13 protein-coding genes are annotated in these 15983 nt (G+C 73.2%); 2 read left to right on the top strand and 11 right to left on the bottom strand.

What is annotated here, in order from left to right; all coding sequences use genetic code 11:
• Positions 1 to 29: 29 nt before the first annotated feature.
• From BIV03_RS15735 to BIV03_RS15710, 6 genes are all read right to left on the bottom strand, one after another.
• Positions 30 to 1358 carry an NAD(P)/FAD-dependent oxidoreductase gene (locus BIV03_RS15735; RefSeq protein ID WP_071296325.1) on the bottom strand — a complete coding sequence of 443 codons (1329 nt, stop codon included), beginning with the start codon at positions 1356 to 1358 and terminating at the stop codon, positions 30 to 32.
• Positions 1359 to 1390: 32 nt separating this feature from the next.
• Positions 1391 to 1600, bottom strand: a complete 210-nt coding sequence (locus BIV03_RS15730; RefSeq protein WP_071296324.1) for a hypothetical protein — start codon at positions 1598 to 1600, stop codon at positions 1391 to 1393.
• Positions 1601 to 1607: 7 nt separating this feature from the next.
• The gene (locus BIV03_RS15725; RefSeq protein WP_070419603.1) at positions 1608 to 3380 is read right to left on the bottom strand and encodes a DEAD/DEAH box helicase; all 1773 of its coding nucleotides are present in this window, start codon (positions 3378 to 3380) and stop codon (positions 1608 to 1610) included.
• 161 nt (positions 3381 to 3541) lie between these two features.
• Positions 3542 to 4792, bottom strand: coding sequence for a DNA polymerase IV (dinB, locus tag BIV03_RS15720; RefSeq protein WP_071296323.1), 1251 nt, complete (start codon positions 4790 to 4792; stop codon positions 3542 to 3544).
• Positions 4789 to 7086, bottom strand: coding sequence for an FUSC family protein (locus BIV03_RS15715; protein WP_071296322.1), 2298 nt, complete (start codon positions 7084 to 7086; stop codon positions 4789 to 4791). The genes dinB and BIV03_RS15715 overlap by 4 nt, the downstream gene beginning before the upstream one ends.
• A gap of 77 nt (positions 7087 to 7163) precedes the next feature.
• Positions 7164 to 8321, bottom strand: a complete 1158-nt coding sequence (locus BIV03_RS15710; protein WP_071296321.1) for an acyl-CoA dehydrogenase family protein — start codon at positions 8319 to 8321, stop codon at positions 7164 to 7166.
• 23 nt (positions 8322 to 8344) lie between these two features.
• On the opposite strand from BIV03_RS15710, the gene BIV03_RS15705 reads away from it, so the two are divergent.
• A complete protein-coding gene (locus BIV03_RS15705) occupies positions 8345 to 9139 on the top strand; it encodes an SGNH/GDSL hydrolase family protein (protein WP_071296320.1) in 795 nt (264 codons plus the stop codon).
• A 7-nt stretch (positions 9140 to 9146) separates the two neighbouring features.
• Here the strand turns inward: BIV03_RS15705 and BIV03_RS15700 are convergent, their stop codons facing one another.
• The gene (locus tag BIV03_RS15700; RefSeq protein ID WP_071296319.1) at positions 9147 to 10514 is read right to left on the bottom strand and encodes a serine hydrolase; all 1368 of its coding nucleotides are present in this window, start codon (positions 10512 to 10514) and stop codon (positions 9147 to 9149) included.
• Between the two features lie 167 nt (positions 10515 to 10681).
• Between BIV03_RS15700 and BIV03_RS15695 the strand changes: the two genes are divergently transcribed.
• The gene (locus tag BIV03_RS15695; protein WP_071296318.1) at positions 10682 to 12004 is read left to right on the top strand and encodes a hypothetical protein; all 1323 of its coding nucleotides are present in this window, start codon (positions 10682 to 10684) and stop codon (positions 12002 to 12004) included.
• Between the two features lie 4 nt (positions 12005 to 12008).
• Here BIV03_RS15695 and BIV03_RS15690 read toward each other — a convergent pair whose 3' ends face one another.
• Genes BIV03_RS15690 through BIV03_RS15675 form a run of 4 tightly spaced genes read right to left on the bottom strand, consistent with a single transcriptional unit; the run spans position 12009 to position 15866 of the window.
• Positions 12009 to 12695 carry a GNAT family N-acetyltransferase gene (locus BIV03_RS15690; protein ID WP_083403484.1) on the bottom strand — a complete coding sequence of 229 codons (687 nt, stop codon included), beginning with the start codon at positions 12693 to 12695 and terminating at the stop codon, positions 12009 to 12011.
• A 2-nt stretch (positions 12696 to 12697) separates the two neighbouring features.
• Complete coding sequence (locus BIV03_RS15685; RefSeq protein WP_083403477.1) at positions 12698 to 13930, bottom strand: D-alanyl-D-alanine carboxypeptidase family protein; 1233 nt, start codon at positions 13928 to 13930, stop codon at positions 12698 to 12700.
• 48 nt (positions 13931 to 13978) lie between these two features.
• On the bottom strand, positions 13979 to 14584 hold the full coding sequence (locus BIV03_RS15680) for a DUF1097 domain-containing protein (protein ID WP_071296315.1): 606 nt from the start codon (positions 14582 to 14584) through the stop codon (positions 13979 to 13981).
• Positions 14577 to 15866 (bottom strand): amidohydrolase family protein, encoded by a 1290-nt coding sequence (locus BIV03_RS15675; RefSeq protein ID WP_071296314.1) that lies wholly within the window; start codon positions 15864 to 15866, stop codon positions 14577 to 14579. Before BIV03_RS15675 ends, BIV03_RS15680 begins: the two co-directional genes overlap by 8 nt.
• Positions 15867 to 15983: the final 117 nt, after the last annotated feature.

The raw sequence follows: 15983 nt of genomic DNA, 5'->3' as shown, positions 1-15983 counted from the left end.
CGCGCCTCCCGTCCGTCAGGAACGCGCGTCTAGGACTTCGACGCCTCGACGAACGTGCGGCGCGGGTCGGTCTCCTTGATGAGGGACGTCGCGTCGCGACCCGACACGGCCCCGGTGACCCACCCGATCACGATGCGCACCTTGCGGTTCAGCGTCGGCATCGCGTACACGTGGTAGGCGCGGTGCGCGAGCCACGCGAGGAGGTTCGTCATCTTGATGCCCTTGATGTTCGCCGCACCCTTCGCGACACCGTACGACGCGACGGTGCCGATGGACGGGTGGCGGTACTCCTCGAGCGGCTTGCCCGTGATCGTCGCGACCACGTTGTCCGCGGCCACGACGGCCTGGCGGACCGCGTTCTGCGCGTTCGGCGGGTAGTACGCCGGCTGCTTCTCGGCCGTCAGGTCGGGCACCTGCGCGACGTCGCCGAGGCCCCAGACGCCGGGGACGACCTCGTGGGTGTCCTCGCTCTCGACCTGCAGCTTCGCGTTCGCGGCGAGGTGACCCTTCGGGCCGCGCGGCAGGTCGGACGCGTCGAGGAGCGGGTTCGGCTTCACGCCGGCCGTCCAGACGAGGAGGCCGGTGGCGAACTCGTCGCCGTCGGAGAGCTTCACGACGCCGCCCTCGCAGCTCGGCATGGTCGTCTTCAGGCGGACGTCGATGCCGCGGGCACGCAGCGACTCGAGGGTCCACTTGGACAGCTCCGGACCGACCTCGGGCGCGACGCGGTCGAGCGCGTCGATGAGGACCCAGCGGGGGTGCTCGCCGGCGAGCGACGGGTAGGTCTTGATGGCGGCCTGCGAGACGTCGAACAGTTCGCCGATCGCCTCGACGCCGGTGTACCCGCCGCCGACGAAGATGCTCGTGAGCAGCTTGCGGCGCTCGTCCTCGTCGCGGGTGGCAGCGGCCTTGGCGATGTTGTCGAGGAGCTTCGCGCGGACGTAGGCGGCCTCTTCGACGCTCTTGAAGCCGACGCCGTACTCCTCGAGCCCGGGCGTCGGGAACGTGCGCGTGACGGAGCCGAGCGCGACGACGAGCTGGTCGTAACCGAGCGTGCGGTCGTCACCGCCGGCCGTGGCGATCGAGACGGTCTTGTCGGCCGAGGAGATCCCGGTGACCTTGCCCTGGATGACCCGGGTCTTGCGGAGCGCACGGCGCAGCTCGAAGGTCACGTCCTTCGGGGCGATGTGGCCACCGGCGACCTCGGGCAGGAACGGCAGGTACGTGTAGTACGTGTTCTGGTCCACCAGCGTGATGCGCATCGGCACGGTCGCTGCGTGCTTCTGGAGCTGCTTGACGGTGGTGTAGCCAGCGGAGCCGCCGCCGAGGACGAGGACGTGAGGGATGGAGTCTGCCATTCCCCCGGTCTACCCGACTTCGGCTTGCGATGTCATGAGGTCCGCGGCCTGTCGCGGAGCCGCCACCACGCGGTCTCGGCGAGTTCGACGCCCGTGTACACCCCGTGGGGCGTCCGGCGGGACTCGGTGAGCGAGAACCGACGGAGCCGGTAGCCCCCGCCGAATCGGTCGATGATCGCCTCGGGCGAGGACTCCGCGTCGCGCTTGACGTACCAGGTGCGGTCGTCGACGGTCTCGATCACGCGGTGCTCACCGGCGGCCGCCGATGCGGGAGCGCAGCACGTCGATGCGCTTCTGGATCTGCTCGATGCTCGCCTGCGCCACGGCCGGGCCACCGCTGATGCGGCGGAGTTCGGCGTGGATGGCCCCGTGCGGTTCGTTCGCGTGTCGGGACCAGATCGAGACGAGCCGGTGCAGCTCGGACCGCTGCTCCTTGATCGTCTGGTACATCGGGCGGTCCTCGGGTGCGGGGGCCGCTGCCTTGGGCATGCCGTCCTTCGGGGTACGGCCCTTCGCTCGCTTCGCCTGCGTCGCCTGGCGTGCTCGGAGCAGGTCGCGCACCTGGTCGGGTTCGAGCAGCCCCGGGATGCCGATGAAGTCGAGTTCCTCGAGCGAGCCCACCTCGCCGCCGCTGCCGAACTCGCCGCCGTCGTAGAGGACACGGTCGAAGGACGCCTGCGAGTCGAGCGCCTCGAACGGCTGGACCTCGAGCAGGCTCTCCGACGCGCGGTCCTCCTTGTTGGCCTCGGCGACCATCGCGTCCTCGGGGTTGTACATCCCGTCGTCGGCGTCCTTCGGGCGGTCGAGGGCGTGGTCGCGCTCGAGCTCGAGGGAGGCCGCCAGCGCCATCAGCCCGGGCACGCTCGGCAGGAACACGCTCGCCGTCTCACCGCGCCGTCGGGCCCGGACGAAGCGGCCGATGACCTGGGCGAAGAAGAGCGGGGTGCTCGCGCTCGTGGCGTACACGCCGACGCACAGCCGCGGCACGTCGACGCCCTCGGACACCATGCGGACGGCGACCATCCAGCGGGAGGTGTCCTCGGCGAAGGCGCTGATCCGGCTGGACCCCGCCGCTTCGTCGGAGAGGACGACCGTCGGCCGCTCCCCCGTGATCTGCTGCAGGATCCGGGCGTACGCGCGGGCCGTGGTGGTGTCCGTGGCGATGACGAGGCCGCCGGCGTCCGGCACACCACGCCGGACCTCGGTCAGGCGCTTGTCGGCGGCGGAGAGGACGGCCGGCATCCACTCGCCCTCGGGTGAGAGCGCCGTGCGCCAGGCCTGGGCGGTGATGTCCTTCGTGACCTGCTCGCCGAGCGACGCCGACATCTCGTCGCCCATGCGGGTCTTCCAGCGCATCTGTCCGGCGTACGCCATGAAGAGCACCGGGCGGACGACGCCGTCCTTGAGGGCACGCCCGTAGCCGTAGTTGTAGTCGGAGATCGAGGTGCGGATGCCCTGCTCGTCGGGGGCGTACTGCACGAACGGGATCGGCGCGGTGTCCGAGCGGAACGGGGTGCCGGAGAGGGACAGGCGACGGGTGGCCTTCGAGAACGCCTCTCTGATGCCGTCGCCCCAGGTCAGGGCGTCGCCGCCGTGGTGGACCTCGTCGAGGATCACGAGCGTCTTGCCGCCGGCGGTGATCTTCTGGTGGACCTCGGGGTTCATGCCGACCTGGGCGTACGTGATCGCCACGCCCTGGTAGTGCCGGCCGAACATGCCGTCGCCGTTCTTGAACATCGGGTCGATCCGGATGCCGACGCGGTCCGCCGAGTCCGCCCACTGCCGCTTGAGGTGCTCCGTCGGGGCCACGACGACGATGCGGTCGACGGTGCCGCGGGCGAGGAGCTCGGTGGCGAGCCGGAGCGCGAACGTGGTCTTGCCGGCGCCGGGCGTCGCGGCCGTGAGGAAGTCCCGCGGCTCGGTCTCGAAGTACTTGGTGAGCGCTTCGACCTGCCAGGCACGGAGCTTCGACGCGGTGCCCCACGCGGCACGGTCCGGGAAGGCCGGCGACAGGTTCTGCACGGCCGAGTTGCCCGCCGCCTCGGCAGCGGCGACGGCCTCGTCGTGGGCGACGACCGCGTGCTCAGGCGCTGCGGTGCCGTCGTCCCACAGGGCCGCGGGCTGGTCCCCCGCCCCTGGCTGATCGGTGTACTCGGCTGCGCTCACTGCACGAGATTCTACCGTCACCCTTCGTCCTGCCGAGCGTGCGGGACGTGCCCCTCGGGCGTGCCGCGCACCAGGGATGCCGGTCGGAGCACGCCCGCGCCGAAGCGTGCGGCGACCGCGTCGATCGTCGTCTCGGTCTCGCGCCACGGCGCGTCGTCGTCCCAGAGCGCGTTGCTCGCCGCCGCCGGCACGAGGTTCTCGCCACGGACCCCGATGAGCCGGATCCGGTTGCCCGGCCGGTGCAGCACGTCGTACAGCTCGACGGCTTCGCGGTGCAGGCGCTTGGCGACGTCGGTCGGTTCCGCGAGGGTGCGGGACCGGGTCAGCGTGGTGAAGTCGGTGTAGCGGACTTTGAGCGCGACCGTCCGTGCCTGGACGTCGGCCCGTCGGAGTCGCACGGCCACCTTGTCGGCGAGGCGCAGGAGTTCCCGGGCGACGTCGTCGCGCTCGGTGAGGTCGTGGCCGAAGGTGACCTCGTGCCCGATCGACTTCTCGCCGACGCCGCTCTCGACCACGCGCGGATCGCGGCCCCACGCGAGGTCGTGCAGGCGCTGACCACCGGCCGGACCGAGCGCGGAGACGAGCGAGCCCAGCGGCGTGGTCGCGAGGTCCCCCACGGTGCGGATGCCGCGTCGTTCGAGGGTCTCCTGCGTCTTGCCGCCGACCCCCCACAGTGCCGACACGGGCTGCGGGTGCAGGAACGCCACGGTGTCGGCAGCCGGCACGACGAGCAGGCCGTCCGGCTTCGACCGACTCGACGCGAGCTTCGCCACGAACTTCGTCGACGCGGCGCCGACGGAGCAGTGCAGGCCGGTCTCGGCGTACACCGCCGCACGGATCGCCCGACCGATCTCCCACGGGGTGCCGTACAGCCGGATCGCCCCGGCGACGTCGAGGAAGGCCTCGTCGATGCCGAGCTTCTCGACGCGGGGCGTGAAGCGGTCGAAGACGGCCATCACGGCGTCGGACTTCGCGCGGTACTTCTCGAAGTGCGGCTCGACGATGATCGCCGCGGGGCACCGGCGCTTGGCGACGGCCATCGGCATCGCGGAGTTCACGCCGTACTTGCGGGCCTCGTACGTGGCGGCCGTGACGACCGAGCGGTCGGAGTCGTGCCCGACGATCACCGGCAGGCCCCGGAGGTCCGGCCGGTCGAGCAGCTCCACCGAGGCGAAGAAGGCGTCCATGTCGACGTGCAGCACGCTCGCCGTCACGTCGTCGACGGGCGCGTCGGACACCAGTCGGTTGCGTCCGTCCTGCTTGCTCACACGGCGATGATGCCAGGACCCACCGACATCGCCCCGACGACCGTGGCGCGGTGGCGGTCGGCGAGCAGCGCGAGCGCCTCGTCGATCCGGCCGAGCGCGTGCGCGGCCGTCTCGATCGCCCGCTCGTCCGGCCGTCCGGAGGCGGCGGCCACGGCCTCGTCGAGCTGGTCGCCGACCCGGACCCAGACCGCCGTCGGCGTGGCGGACCGGGGCCCGGCCACGATGCCGTCGGCGAGCTGCGCGATCGAGGCGGCGAGGCGGTCGGCCGCACCGCACAGGGCCGCTGGCGGGTCCTGCGGGGCCGAGCCGAGCCTCCCGGCCGCCTCGCGCGCGAAGGTCGCGGCCGCCTGCAGGGAGGTGCGCGTCCTGGCGTCGGCGCGCGCCGGCCCGCCGGTCGGGAAGCGGACCATCGGACGCAGGACGGCGTCCAGTTGGTAGGTGGCGGCGTCGACCGCACGCGACCGGGCGCGCAGCTGACGGGAGGCGCGGTCCGCCTCCGTCGTGTCGGCCGCGTCCGCCTCGTCGTCGTCCTCGACCCCGACCAGCGCGAGCACGAACGCGCGGACCGCGACCAGCTGCCGCCGCACCGCGCGCCGGATGACGGCACGGGTGGCGATCGGGAAGACGACCGCGCTGACGAGCACCGCGACCGCTGCCCCGAGCAGGTTCTCGGCGAGCCGCATCGGGATGAGGGAATCCGTGAAGGTGCCGGAGAACGCGTACACCTGGCAGAGGACGACGACGAGGCACGCGGCCCAGACCGAGTACACGCCGCCGAAGCCGTACGTGCCGACGGCGAGCAGGACGCACACGAGCACGATCGTCACCCACGGGTGCGTCGTGCCGAGCAGGTGCACGAGGACGATCCCGACCGCTCCCCCGACGACCGTCCCGACGCCGCGGTGGAGGCCCTTCCGGATCCGCTCGTGCGTGGTGTTCGTGCCGGCGAGGACGATCATCACGCCGATGACGCCCCAGTAGAACCGGCTCCCGTCGAGCAGGAGGGCGAGCGGTTCGACGATCGCGACGGCGATGGCGGCGTGGACGGCGGTTCGGAGCGACGCCGTGAGGTGCCAGCGGCGCCACGGCCCCTCGGCGACGGCGTCCGCGACGACCGGCACGGCTCCGGCCGGGCGCCCGCCGGCGAGGATCACCGGCGTGGCGAAGGGCACGCCGGCACCGCGGCGGGGCAGCTCGTCGCGGAGCTCGCGCCACCGGAGTCCGGCGGACCGCAGGTCGGCGAACTCGGCGGCCATGCGGCGGACGATCGCGGTCGTCCGGGATCCGTCGTCGGCCGCCGAGGCCGTGATCCCGTAGCGGGCGATGAGGGTGTGCGCTGCCTCCTGGCCGTGGCTGCCGCCGTGCCGGAGGACGAGCGTCACGGCCCGGAGCGCGGCGTGCCGGACGTCCGACGGCGCGCCCTGCTCGACCAGTGCCCCGGCCGAGCGGCCGAGCTCGTCGATCGCGAAGTGCGTGTCGAACACCAGGCGGTGCAGTTCCTCGGCGGTGGTGTCGGCGTCGACCCCGCTCGCGGCGAGCATGCCGTCGACCGTCAGGGCGATCTCGTGGTACCGGTCACGAGCGCGTCCGAGCCGGCGGAGGGCTCGGCGGCGGGCGCGCTGGTCGTCCGCGGCAGCGCCGACGGCTCCGGCGGCCAGGACCGCGGCGGCGGCCTCGAGCACGTCGGACCCCCGGGCGACGAACCCGCGACGGGTCCGGAGCAGCGCCCGGTGCGGATCCGGCCGGAACAGCAGGCGGACGACGATCGTCACGGCGAGGGAGCCCGCGACGACGAGCCCGAGCGGGACGACGCTCGTCTCGGGCAGGGGCAGCAGGAGTCCGCAGAGGTACCCGGCGAACCCGACGATCGCCGCGTCCGCCGCCCAGACGCCCCACGAGGCCGCCGCGAACTGCACGAACAGCAGCACCACGATGAGGACGAGTTCGAGGAGCCGGAACGGCTGCAGGGCGATGCTCCCGGCGAGTGCGACGACGAACGGCACGAGGACCGCCCCGGTGCGCGCGGCGGTCCGGCCCGTGCTCGGGTCGACGATGACCAGGCAGGTGATGAAGGCCGGCATCGCGCCGATCATCACGCCGAGGATCGCCGGCAGGCCGAACGCCGTGGCGATCGCGTACCCGACGGCCATGCCGGCCGGGACGGCGACGAGGGTGCGGAGGGCACCGTCGGTCTTCACGAGCCCGGGGTCGAGTGCGAGGGCACGGTCCGTCAGTCGCTGGGTGCGGGTCCGTCGCCGCGGGGCGGTCCGGTTCGTGGTCTCGGTCCTCGGCACGCTCCGGCCGCCTCCTGTTCGCTGGGGAGGCCAATGGTACCGCAAGCGAACTAGTTTGGGGGCGCGCGGCGACGACGCTACGGTGCGAGCGGCCCCAGCACCGATGCCGCGATCGTCCGCGCCGCCGAGTCCCGCGACGACGGGTGGTACTGGCCCGCCCGGACGTCCCGGGCCAGGCGCGCGAGCTCGCCACCGGCCCGGTACGCGCCACCGCCCACGACTCGCATCGCCTCGTCCACGACGTGCTGCGCCGCGTCGACCGCCCGGGCCTTCGTCCCGACGAGCAACGGGAACCACCGCGGCCCGAGGTCGTCGAGCTCGTCGACCGACCGGGCGAGCGAGGTCACCTGCAGCTCGATCGCGTCGACCGTCCCGCGCATGTCCGCGATCGCCCGGCGCACGTCCGGGTCCGCGGACCGCGGTGTCCCGTCGAGTGCCGTGCGCGACCGCACCGCCGACACCGCGAGTGCCACCGCACGGGCGGCGATCCCGACGTACACCGACGCCACGAGCAGCTCGAACGCCGCGAAGACGCCGAACACGAGCGGGTCCTGGTTCGGCCCGACCGGCAGGGTCCGCACGATCCGGTCCGCCGGCACGTGCACGCCGTGCAGCTTCGTCGTACGACTCTGCGTCGCCCGCATCCCGAGGGTGTCCCAGTCGTCGAGGTGCTCGACGTCGCCGTCGGACCGCAGCACGAAACCGTGCACGAGCCGCGGCTCCGGCCCGGACCCGTCCTTGCCGAACACGCTCAGCACGTCCCACGCCGGGGCCAGCGAGGTGAAGACCTTCGTCCCGGTGAAGCGGTAGCCGCCGTCGCCGTCCGGCTCCGCCGTCGTCAGCGAGTCGAAGAGGACGGCGTCGTTGCCCGGCTCGCTCACACCGAACGCGAGCAGGTGGTCGTCCGCCGCGTGGTCGGTGACGGCCTGGAGGAACGACCCACCCCGCGCAGTGACGGCGCGCGCCGCCTGCACCCAGACCTGGTGCATCCCGAGCCCCAGCGCCGTCGCCGGTGCGGCTTCCGCGAGCCGCCGCTGCACCGCGGTCGTCGCGGCGAGCCCGAGTCCGGCACCGCCGCGTTCGACGGGCACCCCGAGCCGCAGGTAGCCGGCCGCCCGGAGTTCGTCGAGGTCCTCGGTGCAGAACGCGTTCGCGGCGTCGTAGCCGGGGGCGCGGGCGGCGATGCGCTCCAGCAGCTCGTCGCCCAGCACCGCCGCGGGGTTGGCCTTCGTCATGCCACGAGACTATGGTCCGAGGAGTGTCAGCTCGTCATCCGTGGTCCAGGTACGTCGCGATCGGTGACTCGTTCACCGAGGGGATCGGCGACCCCGACCCCACCGTCCCCGGCGGGAACCGTGGCTGGGCGGACCGGGTGGCCGAGGTCCTGGCGAACCAGTCCGAGGACTTCGCCTACGCCAACCTGGCGATCCGCGGGCGACTCCTGCAGCAGATCATCGACGAGCAGGTCGAACCGGCACTCGCCCTCCGTCCCGACCTCGTCACGGTGTCGGCCGGTGGCAACGACATCATCCGACCGGGCTCCGACCCCGACGAGCTCGCCGAGCGAGTGGACGCGATGGTGTCCCGGCTGCGGAGCGACGGCGCGACCGTGGTGCTCTTCACCGGTCCGGACGTCGGCATGACGCCGGTGCTCGGGATGGTCCGCGGCAAGACGGCGATCTACAACGAGAACCTGCACGCCATCGCGCTGAAGCACGGCGCCCTCGTCGCGAACATGTGGGCACTCCGGGTCCTCCGCGACCCGAGGATGTGGGCTCCAGACCGGCTGCACCACTCCCCGATGGGCCACGCGACCGTCGCCGCCGCGGTGCTGGACGCGCTCGGCGTCGAGCACGGGCTCGAACCGTTCAACCCCGAGCCGCTCGAGGCCCGTCCGTGGCGGGAGGCCCGCGCCGAGGACCTCGGCTGGGCGCGCGAGTACCTCGTGCCGTGGGTGGTCCGGCGGATCAAGCACACGTCCTCGGGCGACGGCGTGACCCCGAAGCGACCCGAGCTGCAGGACGTCGTCGAGCACAAGTCCGACACCCCGTAGCGCTCGATCAGTCGGCGGGGCGGCGCAGCGTCAGCGGACCGTCGTGCAGCGGCTCGGTCGCCCACGACGCGGTGGCGGTCCCGGCCGCGAGGTCGATGCGCACGTGCGCGAGGTGCGGCGTCTCCACGAACCGGACGTCGACGAGCACGGAGCCGTCCGGCGCGACCGCACCGCTCGCGGCGAGGGGACCGTCGACCGCCCACTCCCCCTCGCCGACCGGCACCGAGAGCGTCCCGCCGTCGACCTCGAGGGCCGCACGCCACCGGTCGCCGTCGCGCGTGAAGCCGATCCGGTCGATGCCGTCACCGCGGAACGGACCGGCGCCGAGGTCGGGGAGGCGACCGCCCTGCACCGGGGGCAGTCCCAGGGAGGCGAGCCGCGCCTCCAGGTCCGCATCCGCGGCCGCGTCGAGGTCCGCAGCGTCGACGGCGGGCAGGAGGTGCTGCCAGGCCGCGTCGAGGACGGCCTGCATGTCGAGGCTCTGGCCGGTGAGCGCGAGGACGACGTCCTGCTCCGGCAGCACGACGCAGAACTGGCCGTAGGCGCCGTCGCCGCGGAAGCCGTGGCGGGCCATCCAGAACTGGAAGCCGTAGCCCTGCGACCAGTCCGGGTTCTCCTCGTCGAGGTTGTCGATCTGCTTGCTCGTGGCGGCGGCGACCCAGTCCTCGTCGAGGATCCGCTCGCCCTCCCACACGCCGCGCTGCAGGTACAGCTGGCCGAGCGCGGCGATCGCCGAGGTCGGGGCGTAGCACCCGCTGAAGCCAAGCTCTGCGCCGGTCTCGTCCCGGCGCCACGCCAGGTCGTCGATGCCGAGCGGGTCGAGCAGCCGCGGACGCAGGTAGTCGACCAGGGTGCCGCCGCTGACCCGCCGGACGATGGCGGCGAGCGTGTAGGTGCACGGCTGGTTGTACGCGAAGACGGTGCCGGGCTCCTCGTCGGGCGGCGTGAGCAGGAACCCGCGGACGAGGTTCTCCGGGTCGGCGGAGCGGGCGCGGTCGAGGGATTCCTCGCGGTGGCCGCTCGCCATCGCGAGCAGGTGCCGGACGCGGATGCGGCGGCTGCGTTCGTCGGTGATCTCGGCGTCGAGCTCCGGGAAGTACGAAAGGGCGGTGGCGTCGAGGTCGATGAGCCCCTCGCGGACGGCGATCCCGACGGCGGCGGCGGTGAAGCTCTTGCTGAGGGAGTAGAGCAGGTGGACGCGGTCCTCGGCGTAGGGCTGCCACCAGCCCTGGGCGGCCACCTGACCGTGCCGGAGCAGCACGATGCTGTGCGGTTCGACGTCGGCCGTCGACTCGAGGGCATCGAGGAACCGGGCGAGGCCACGGGCGTCGATGCCGAGGGCGGACGGGGTGGACCGGGGGAACGTCGTCGTCACCCGTCCGACACTACGTCGCCGGGGGTCGGCGCGCGCAGACCGTCGGTCCGTGTCCTCGTCGGTCTGTCTGAGAGTCACGGCATCTGCGTCACGGGTGCCGTCCACCGGCGCGCGCCAGGATCGATCGGCAGCACAGCACGGACGGCACGACGGCACGAGGGGGTCCGATGACGACGGCGGACCACCCGCGGAGACGACCGACCACGGCGGTCTGGGCGCTCCTCCTCGCCGTCGCCACCGGCCTGCTCGCGTGGGTCCGCATCGGGAACCCGGCCCGCGGCGTCGCCTGGGCGGAGGACTCCGGGCGCTTCCTCACCGACCGGCTCACCCTCGGCCCGGTGCGCTCGGTGTGGCACCCGTACGACGGCTACCTGCACGTCCTGCCCCGGCTGGTGGTCGACGCCGCCGTCGCGCTCGGGCGGATCGACCTGTACGCGCTGTCCGTCTCGGCGATGTCGTGCGCGGTCCTCGGCGCGGTGTGCGGCACCGTCTTCGTCCTGGCGCGCGGCGTGGTGCGGGCCTGGCCGCTCCGGGTGCTCCTCGCGGCCGTCCCCGCCCTCGTCCCGCTGGCTCCCGTCGAGATCGCCGGGACCGCGGCGAACCTGCACTGGTACCTGCTGTTCGCGGCGCCGTGGCTGCTCGCCCACCGTCCGCGGAGCTGGTGGTCGTCCGCGTGGACCGCCGTCGCGGTGGCGGTCGTGACCACGAGCGAGATCCAGGCCGCCGTGTTCCTGCCGCTCCTGCTGCTGGGCCGTCGGCAGCGTCGGGTCATCCCCGTCGCAGCAGTCGCGGTGCTCGGTGTCGCGGCACAGGTCACGGCAGCGCTGACGCACCCCCGTTCCGCCACGCACCGGGGTGGCATCACCTCGTTCCGGGACATGACCGCCGGGTTCGTCGCCCAGGTGGTGGGCGGCAGCGGGAACGCCGACGTGCGTGCGGTGGGGGCGTCCGTCTCGGCGCACGGCTGGTGGGTCGTCACCGTGCCGGCCGTGCTCCTCGTGGTGGCGGTCGTGGCCGCCCTCGTCCTGGCGGACTGGCGGACCCGGTGGATGCTCCTCGCCGTGAGCGTCGGCGCCGGCGTCGTCTGGTACGCGGCGCTCATCGTGAACCGGACGCCCGGCACGACGTGGTCCTCGTTCACCGCCGTGGCGTGGGCGAGCACGGCGCCCCTGCGGTACGCGGCTGCGTCGTCGATGTTCCTGACCGCGGCGGTCGTCCTCGCCGCCGACGTGTTCCTCGCCCGCGCACGGTGGTCGTGGCGGGCAGCGGGCGGAGCGCTCGTCGTCGCCTCGCTCGTCGCGTTCGTGGCCGGGGCCGGGGCGGTGCCGCTCCGCGAGGACGGTCCGCAGTGGTCCGCCGAGATCGAGCACCGAGCGTCGTACTGCGCGGCGCACCCGGGCGACACCGTCCGGGTCGGCGCGATGCCCAGGATCGCGGGGTGGGACGCGACCGTCCCGTGCGCGATGGTCGAGCGCGCCGTCGGCCGGTGAGGGCTCAAACGCCCCGGCGCGCGTCGGCCGGGTCGCGGGGCAGTGGGCTGGCCGGGTCGCGGGGCGGCAGGCTGGCCGGGTCGCGGGGCAGTGGCACGGTGTCGGGGGTCGGGTCGGTCGCCAGGCGGGCGTGGGTCTCGACGTCGAAGCGGTCGTCGCCGTAGCGGAGCTTCTCGCGTTCCACTCCCTCTGCGCGGAACCCCGCCCGGGTCGCGACCGCGCACGACGCCGGGTTGTTCGTGCGGTGCCCGAGTTCGAGGCGGTGCAGGCCGAGGGCGAAGGCGTCCTCGGCGGCGGCGGCGAGTGCGCGGGTCGCCAGGCCCCGGCCGCGGGCCTCCGGTGTGAGCCAGTACGAGACCCAGGCGGTGCCGTGGGTGTGCTCGATGGCCGTCACCCCGACGCAGCCGACGACGCGGGCCCCGGCGCCGCCCGACCCGGCGCCGTCCGACCCGGCGCGCCCGTCCGCCACGTCAGCGACGTCAGCGAAGTCCGCGACGTCCGCGACGTCCGCGACGATCGCCCAGTACCGGGCGTGCCCGTCGAACCGGTACGTCGCCCCGATGAACGCCTCCGCCGCCGCGACGTCGTCGAGCCGCACACCGCCGAACTGGCGCGCGAGCTCCGGGTCCGCCGACGCCGCCAGCAGCACCGGCGCGTCGGATGGCCGCCACGGGCGCACGGAAGCCGGCACCGTCACGCGCCCTGGAACGGGTTCGTCCACCGCCACCACACGCCCGGGTCGTCAATCGGCCGCTCGAGCACGAGCGGCACCGTCACCGGGTCGTGGTCCGTGATCGTGAACCGCACCGTGCCGACGCGCTCCCCCTTCGTGCCGAGGGTGATCTGCTCGAGCTTCGTCCTCGCGGACACCTTCGTCCGCCCCCACACGAGCACCTCGGACGCGGACCGCGACACCGCGTCCGCCTCGTCCTGCCACGGCGTCGAGAACGTGCCGAAGGTCTGCCCGGCGTGGGCGAGCGTGACGACCTGGAAGTTGTCGGCGACCGACCGGAGCAGCCGCTGGACGTCGACGTCGAGCGAGTCGTGGTCGACGCCGCCGAGCATCGCGCCGACGACCGTGACCTCCTCGCCGCCGCGCTCGTACGTCGCCGCGAAGAGCAGGCAGGCGCCGGCCTCGTCGAGCGTGCCGGTCTTGATGCCCTCGACACCGTCGAGTCCGAGGAGCTTGTTCGAGTTCTCGATCGCGCCGGCGCCGGGCACCGTGACCTGCTTCGTGCCGACGACCTCCTTCACCACCGGGTTCGCGAGCGCGAGCTGCCCGAGTTCGACGAGGTCGGTGGCCGTCGAGGTGTTGTGCGCGTCGAGGCCGGTCGGCTCCTCGATCGTGGTGTGGTCGAGTCCGTGCTCGTCGAGCCACTCGTCCGCTGCCTGGCGGTAGGCGTCCATCGACCCGAAGGCCCAGAGCGCCAGTGACCCGGCGTAGTTGTTCGCCGACTTCATGAGCATGACCTGGAGCGTCTGGTACTCCGACAGCTGGAGGCCGGCGGGCATCGGCGCGACCTCGCCGTTCACCGCGAGGTACTTCGCGTAGAGCGCCTGCATCCCGGGGCTGAATGTGATCGTCGGCCCGGGCTCCCCCGGCTGCAGCGGCTTCTCGTCGAGCACGACGAGCGCCGTGACGACCTTCGAGATGCTCGCGATCGACCGGGGCTTCGTGTCGCCGCTCGTGCGCAGGCTCTCGGGGAAGTCGGTGGCCTCGACCGCGGTGGCGCCGTAGCCGGGGAACGTCAGGTCCGGCACCGACGACGTGGGCGCGGAGTACGTCGTGGTCGAGGCGCTCGCCGGGGCGAACGGCACGACCGCTGCGGCCACGAGGTAGCCGACCGCCAGCACGAGCACGGCGACGACCGAGATGGTCACCGGCCTCCGGACGGCGGAACGGGGGCGGCGGACGACTCGTGACACGGGAACCGAGCGTACCGGGGGCGGGTACCCCGTGGCTGCGAGGACGCGCTAGGCGCGCGTCGGTGCGGGGTCGGACTGGAGGCGCGGCTCGCCCCCGACGGCAGCCGTCGCGTCCGACGGGACGCCGGCCCCACCGCCGTCGGGTCCCGTCGGGCGCGCGAAGGTCCACCTCCGCGACAGGTACGCGAAGACGGGGCCTGCGGCGTTCATCACCACGACGGAGACCCACGCTGCCCACACGTTGCCCGGTGCGAAGCCGAAGCCGCCGAAGTACGTCGCGAAGAAGGACGCGAACCCGAGGAACATCCCGGGGACCAGCGCGAACGCACGGACCCGGCCGGTGCACATCAGCGCGGTGTTGCACACGAGGATCACGACGCCGAGCACCACGTTCCGGGCGAACTGCCCGTCGCCGAGGAGCGTGCCGATCCGCTGGTCGACGAGCACGATGACGAGGGCGAGCGTCGACCCCACCGGCATCGTCGCCCAGAGCCGGGTGGCGTTCCGGAGCGTGGGCTTCGGCCCGAGCAGGAACATCCCCGCCCAGCTGATGAAGATCGCCCAGGTGGGCAGGTTCAGCGCCGTGCCCCCGATGAACGCGGTGGCGCCGGCCAGGACGGAGGCGACGATCTCGTGCGGGATCCGTTCACGCATTGCTGAGCTCCTTCGATCGGGTGGTGCCGGTGGTGAGGACGGTGGTGCGGGTGGTCTCGGCGACGACGCGGCCGCGCTTCACGACGAGGGCGCGGTCCGGGCGGTCGAGCAGCACGCCCGCCGGGTCGGTGGTCGAGAGCAGCACGAGGTCGGCGTCGGCGCCGGGACGGATGCCGTAGGTCTCGGCGATCCCGACGACCCGTGCGGCCGAGGTCGTCGCCATGTCGAGGACGCGGGCGAGGTCCTCCGGCCCGGACAGGTGCCCGACCTGCGCGAGCAGCAGCCCGATGTCGAGCAGGTCGGCGTTGCCGAACGGGGTGAAGGCGTTCCGCACGTTGTTCGACGAGTACGCACTCGTGACGCCCGCGGCCCAGAGGTCGCGGACCGGGACGACACCGCGGCGGACGTCGTGGTCGTCGGCGCGACCGCCGAGGTGCAGGTCGGTCGCCGGCAGCGGGACGACCGCGACCCCCGCCTCGGCGAGCCGCGCGAACAGGTCGGCCCGCTCGGTCGAGGGCAGGCTCGCGGACGAGGTCACGTGCCCGAGCGCGACCCGGCCCTGCATCCCGCGGCGGACGACGGCGTCGGCGATGACCCGCGCGAGGGCGAACCGCGGGTCGCTCGTGTCGTCGGCGAAGTCGGCGTGCAGGTCCGCCGGCACGTCGAACTCCTCGGCGAGGTCGAGGACGGTCTCGACGTGCTCGTGGCACTCGGCGAGGGTCCGCTCGTTGTACGTGCAGCCGCCGATCACGTCCGCGCCCGCACCGAGCGCCTCGCGCAGGAGTGCGAGTGTCCCCGGCGCCTTCGCGATGCCCTCCTGCGGGAACGCGACGATCTGCAGGTCGAGGGCGTCGCGGTACTCGTCGCGGAGCCCCAGCAGGACCTCGACGCCGGTCAACCCGACGATCGGGTCGACGTCGGGGTGTGCGCGGACCAGCGTCGTGCCGTTCGTGATCGCCTGGTCGAGCAGGGTGCGCGCGCGGTCCCGGACCGAGCCGTGCGTGAACCCGCGCTTGAGCTCCCCGGTGACGGCGATCGCCCCGGCGAGCGTCCCGTCCGGGTTCGGACGTTCCCGGTCGAGCAGGGCCTTGTCGACGTGCAGGTGCGACTCGACGAACCCGGGCACGACCACGCGGCCGGCGCAGTCGACGACCCGGGTGGCGGGGTCGCCGGGCACGGTGCCGACGGCTGCGGTGACCGCGGTGATCGTGCCGTGTTCGACGACGACGTCGACGAGGCCGGGCTCGTCGACCAGGCGGGCGTTGCGGAGGACCAGGTCCACGACGGACCCCTCTTCTTCATCGGTGGTCGGTTGACGCCACCCACCATTCGCCCGTCGTGTTTCCGGCTCCGTCGCAGCGTGTGACGGGCGTGTAAAAGTTGGTCGTACCAATGAGCC

It is taken from the genome of Curtobacterium sp. MCBA15_016 (genome assembly GCF_001865105.1).
Taxonomy (GTDB): domain Bacteria; phylum Actinomycetota; class Actinomycetes; order Actinomycetales; family Microbacteriaceae; genus Curtobacterium.
This window is presented reverse-complemented; position numbering and strand designations above follow the sequence as displayed.

What these genes read in the sequence shown, in the direction of transcription:
- BIV03_RS15735 (WP_071296325.1), bottom strand. Translation starts at nt 1,358, where the DNA reads ATGGCAGACTCCATCCCTCACGTCCTCGTCCTCGGCGGCGGCTCCGCT.
- BIV03_RS15710 (WP_071296321.1), bottom strand. Translation starts at nt 8,321, where the DNA reads ATGACGAAGGCCAACCCCGCGGCGGTGCTGGGCGACGAGCTGCTGGAG.
- BIV03_RS15695 (WP_071296318.1), top strand. Translation starts at nt 10,682, where the DNA reads ATGACGACGGCGGACCACCCGCGGAGACGACCGACCACGGCGGTCTGG.
- BIV03_RS15680 (WP_071296315.1), bottom strand. Translation starts at nt 14,584, where the DNA reads ATGCGTGAACGGATCCCGCACGAGATCGTCGCCTCCGTCCTGGCCGGC.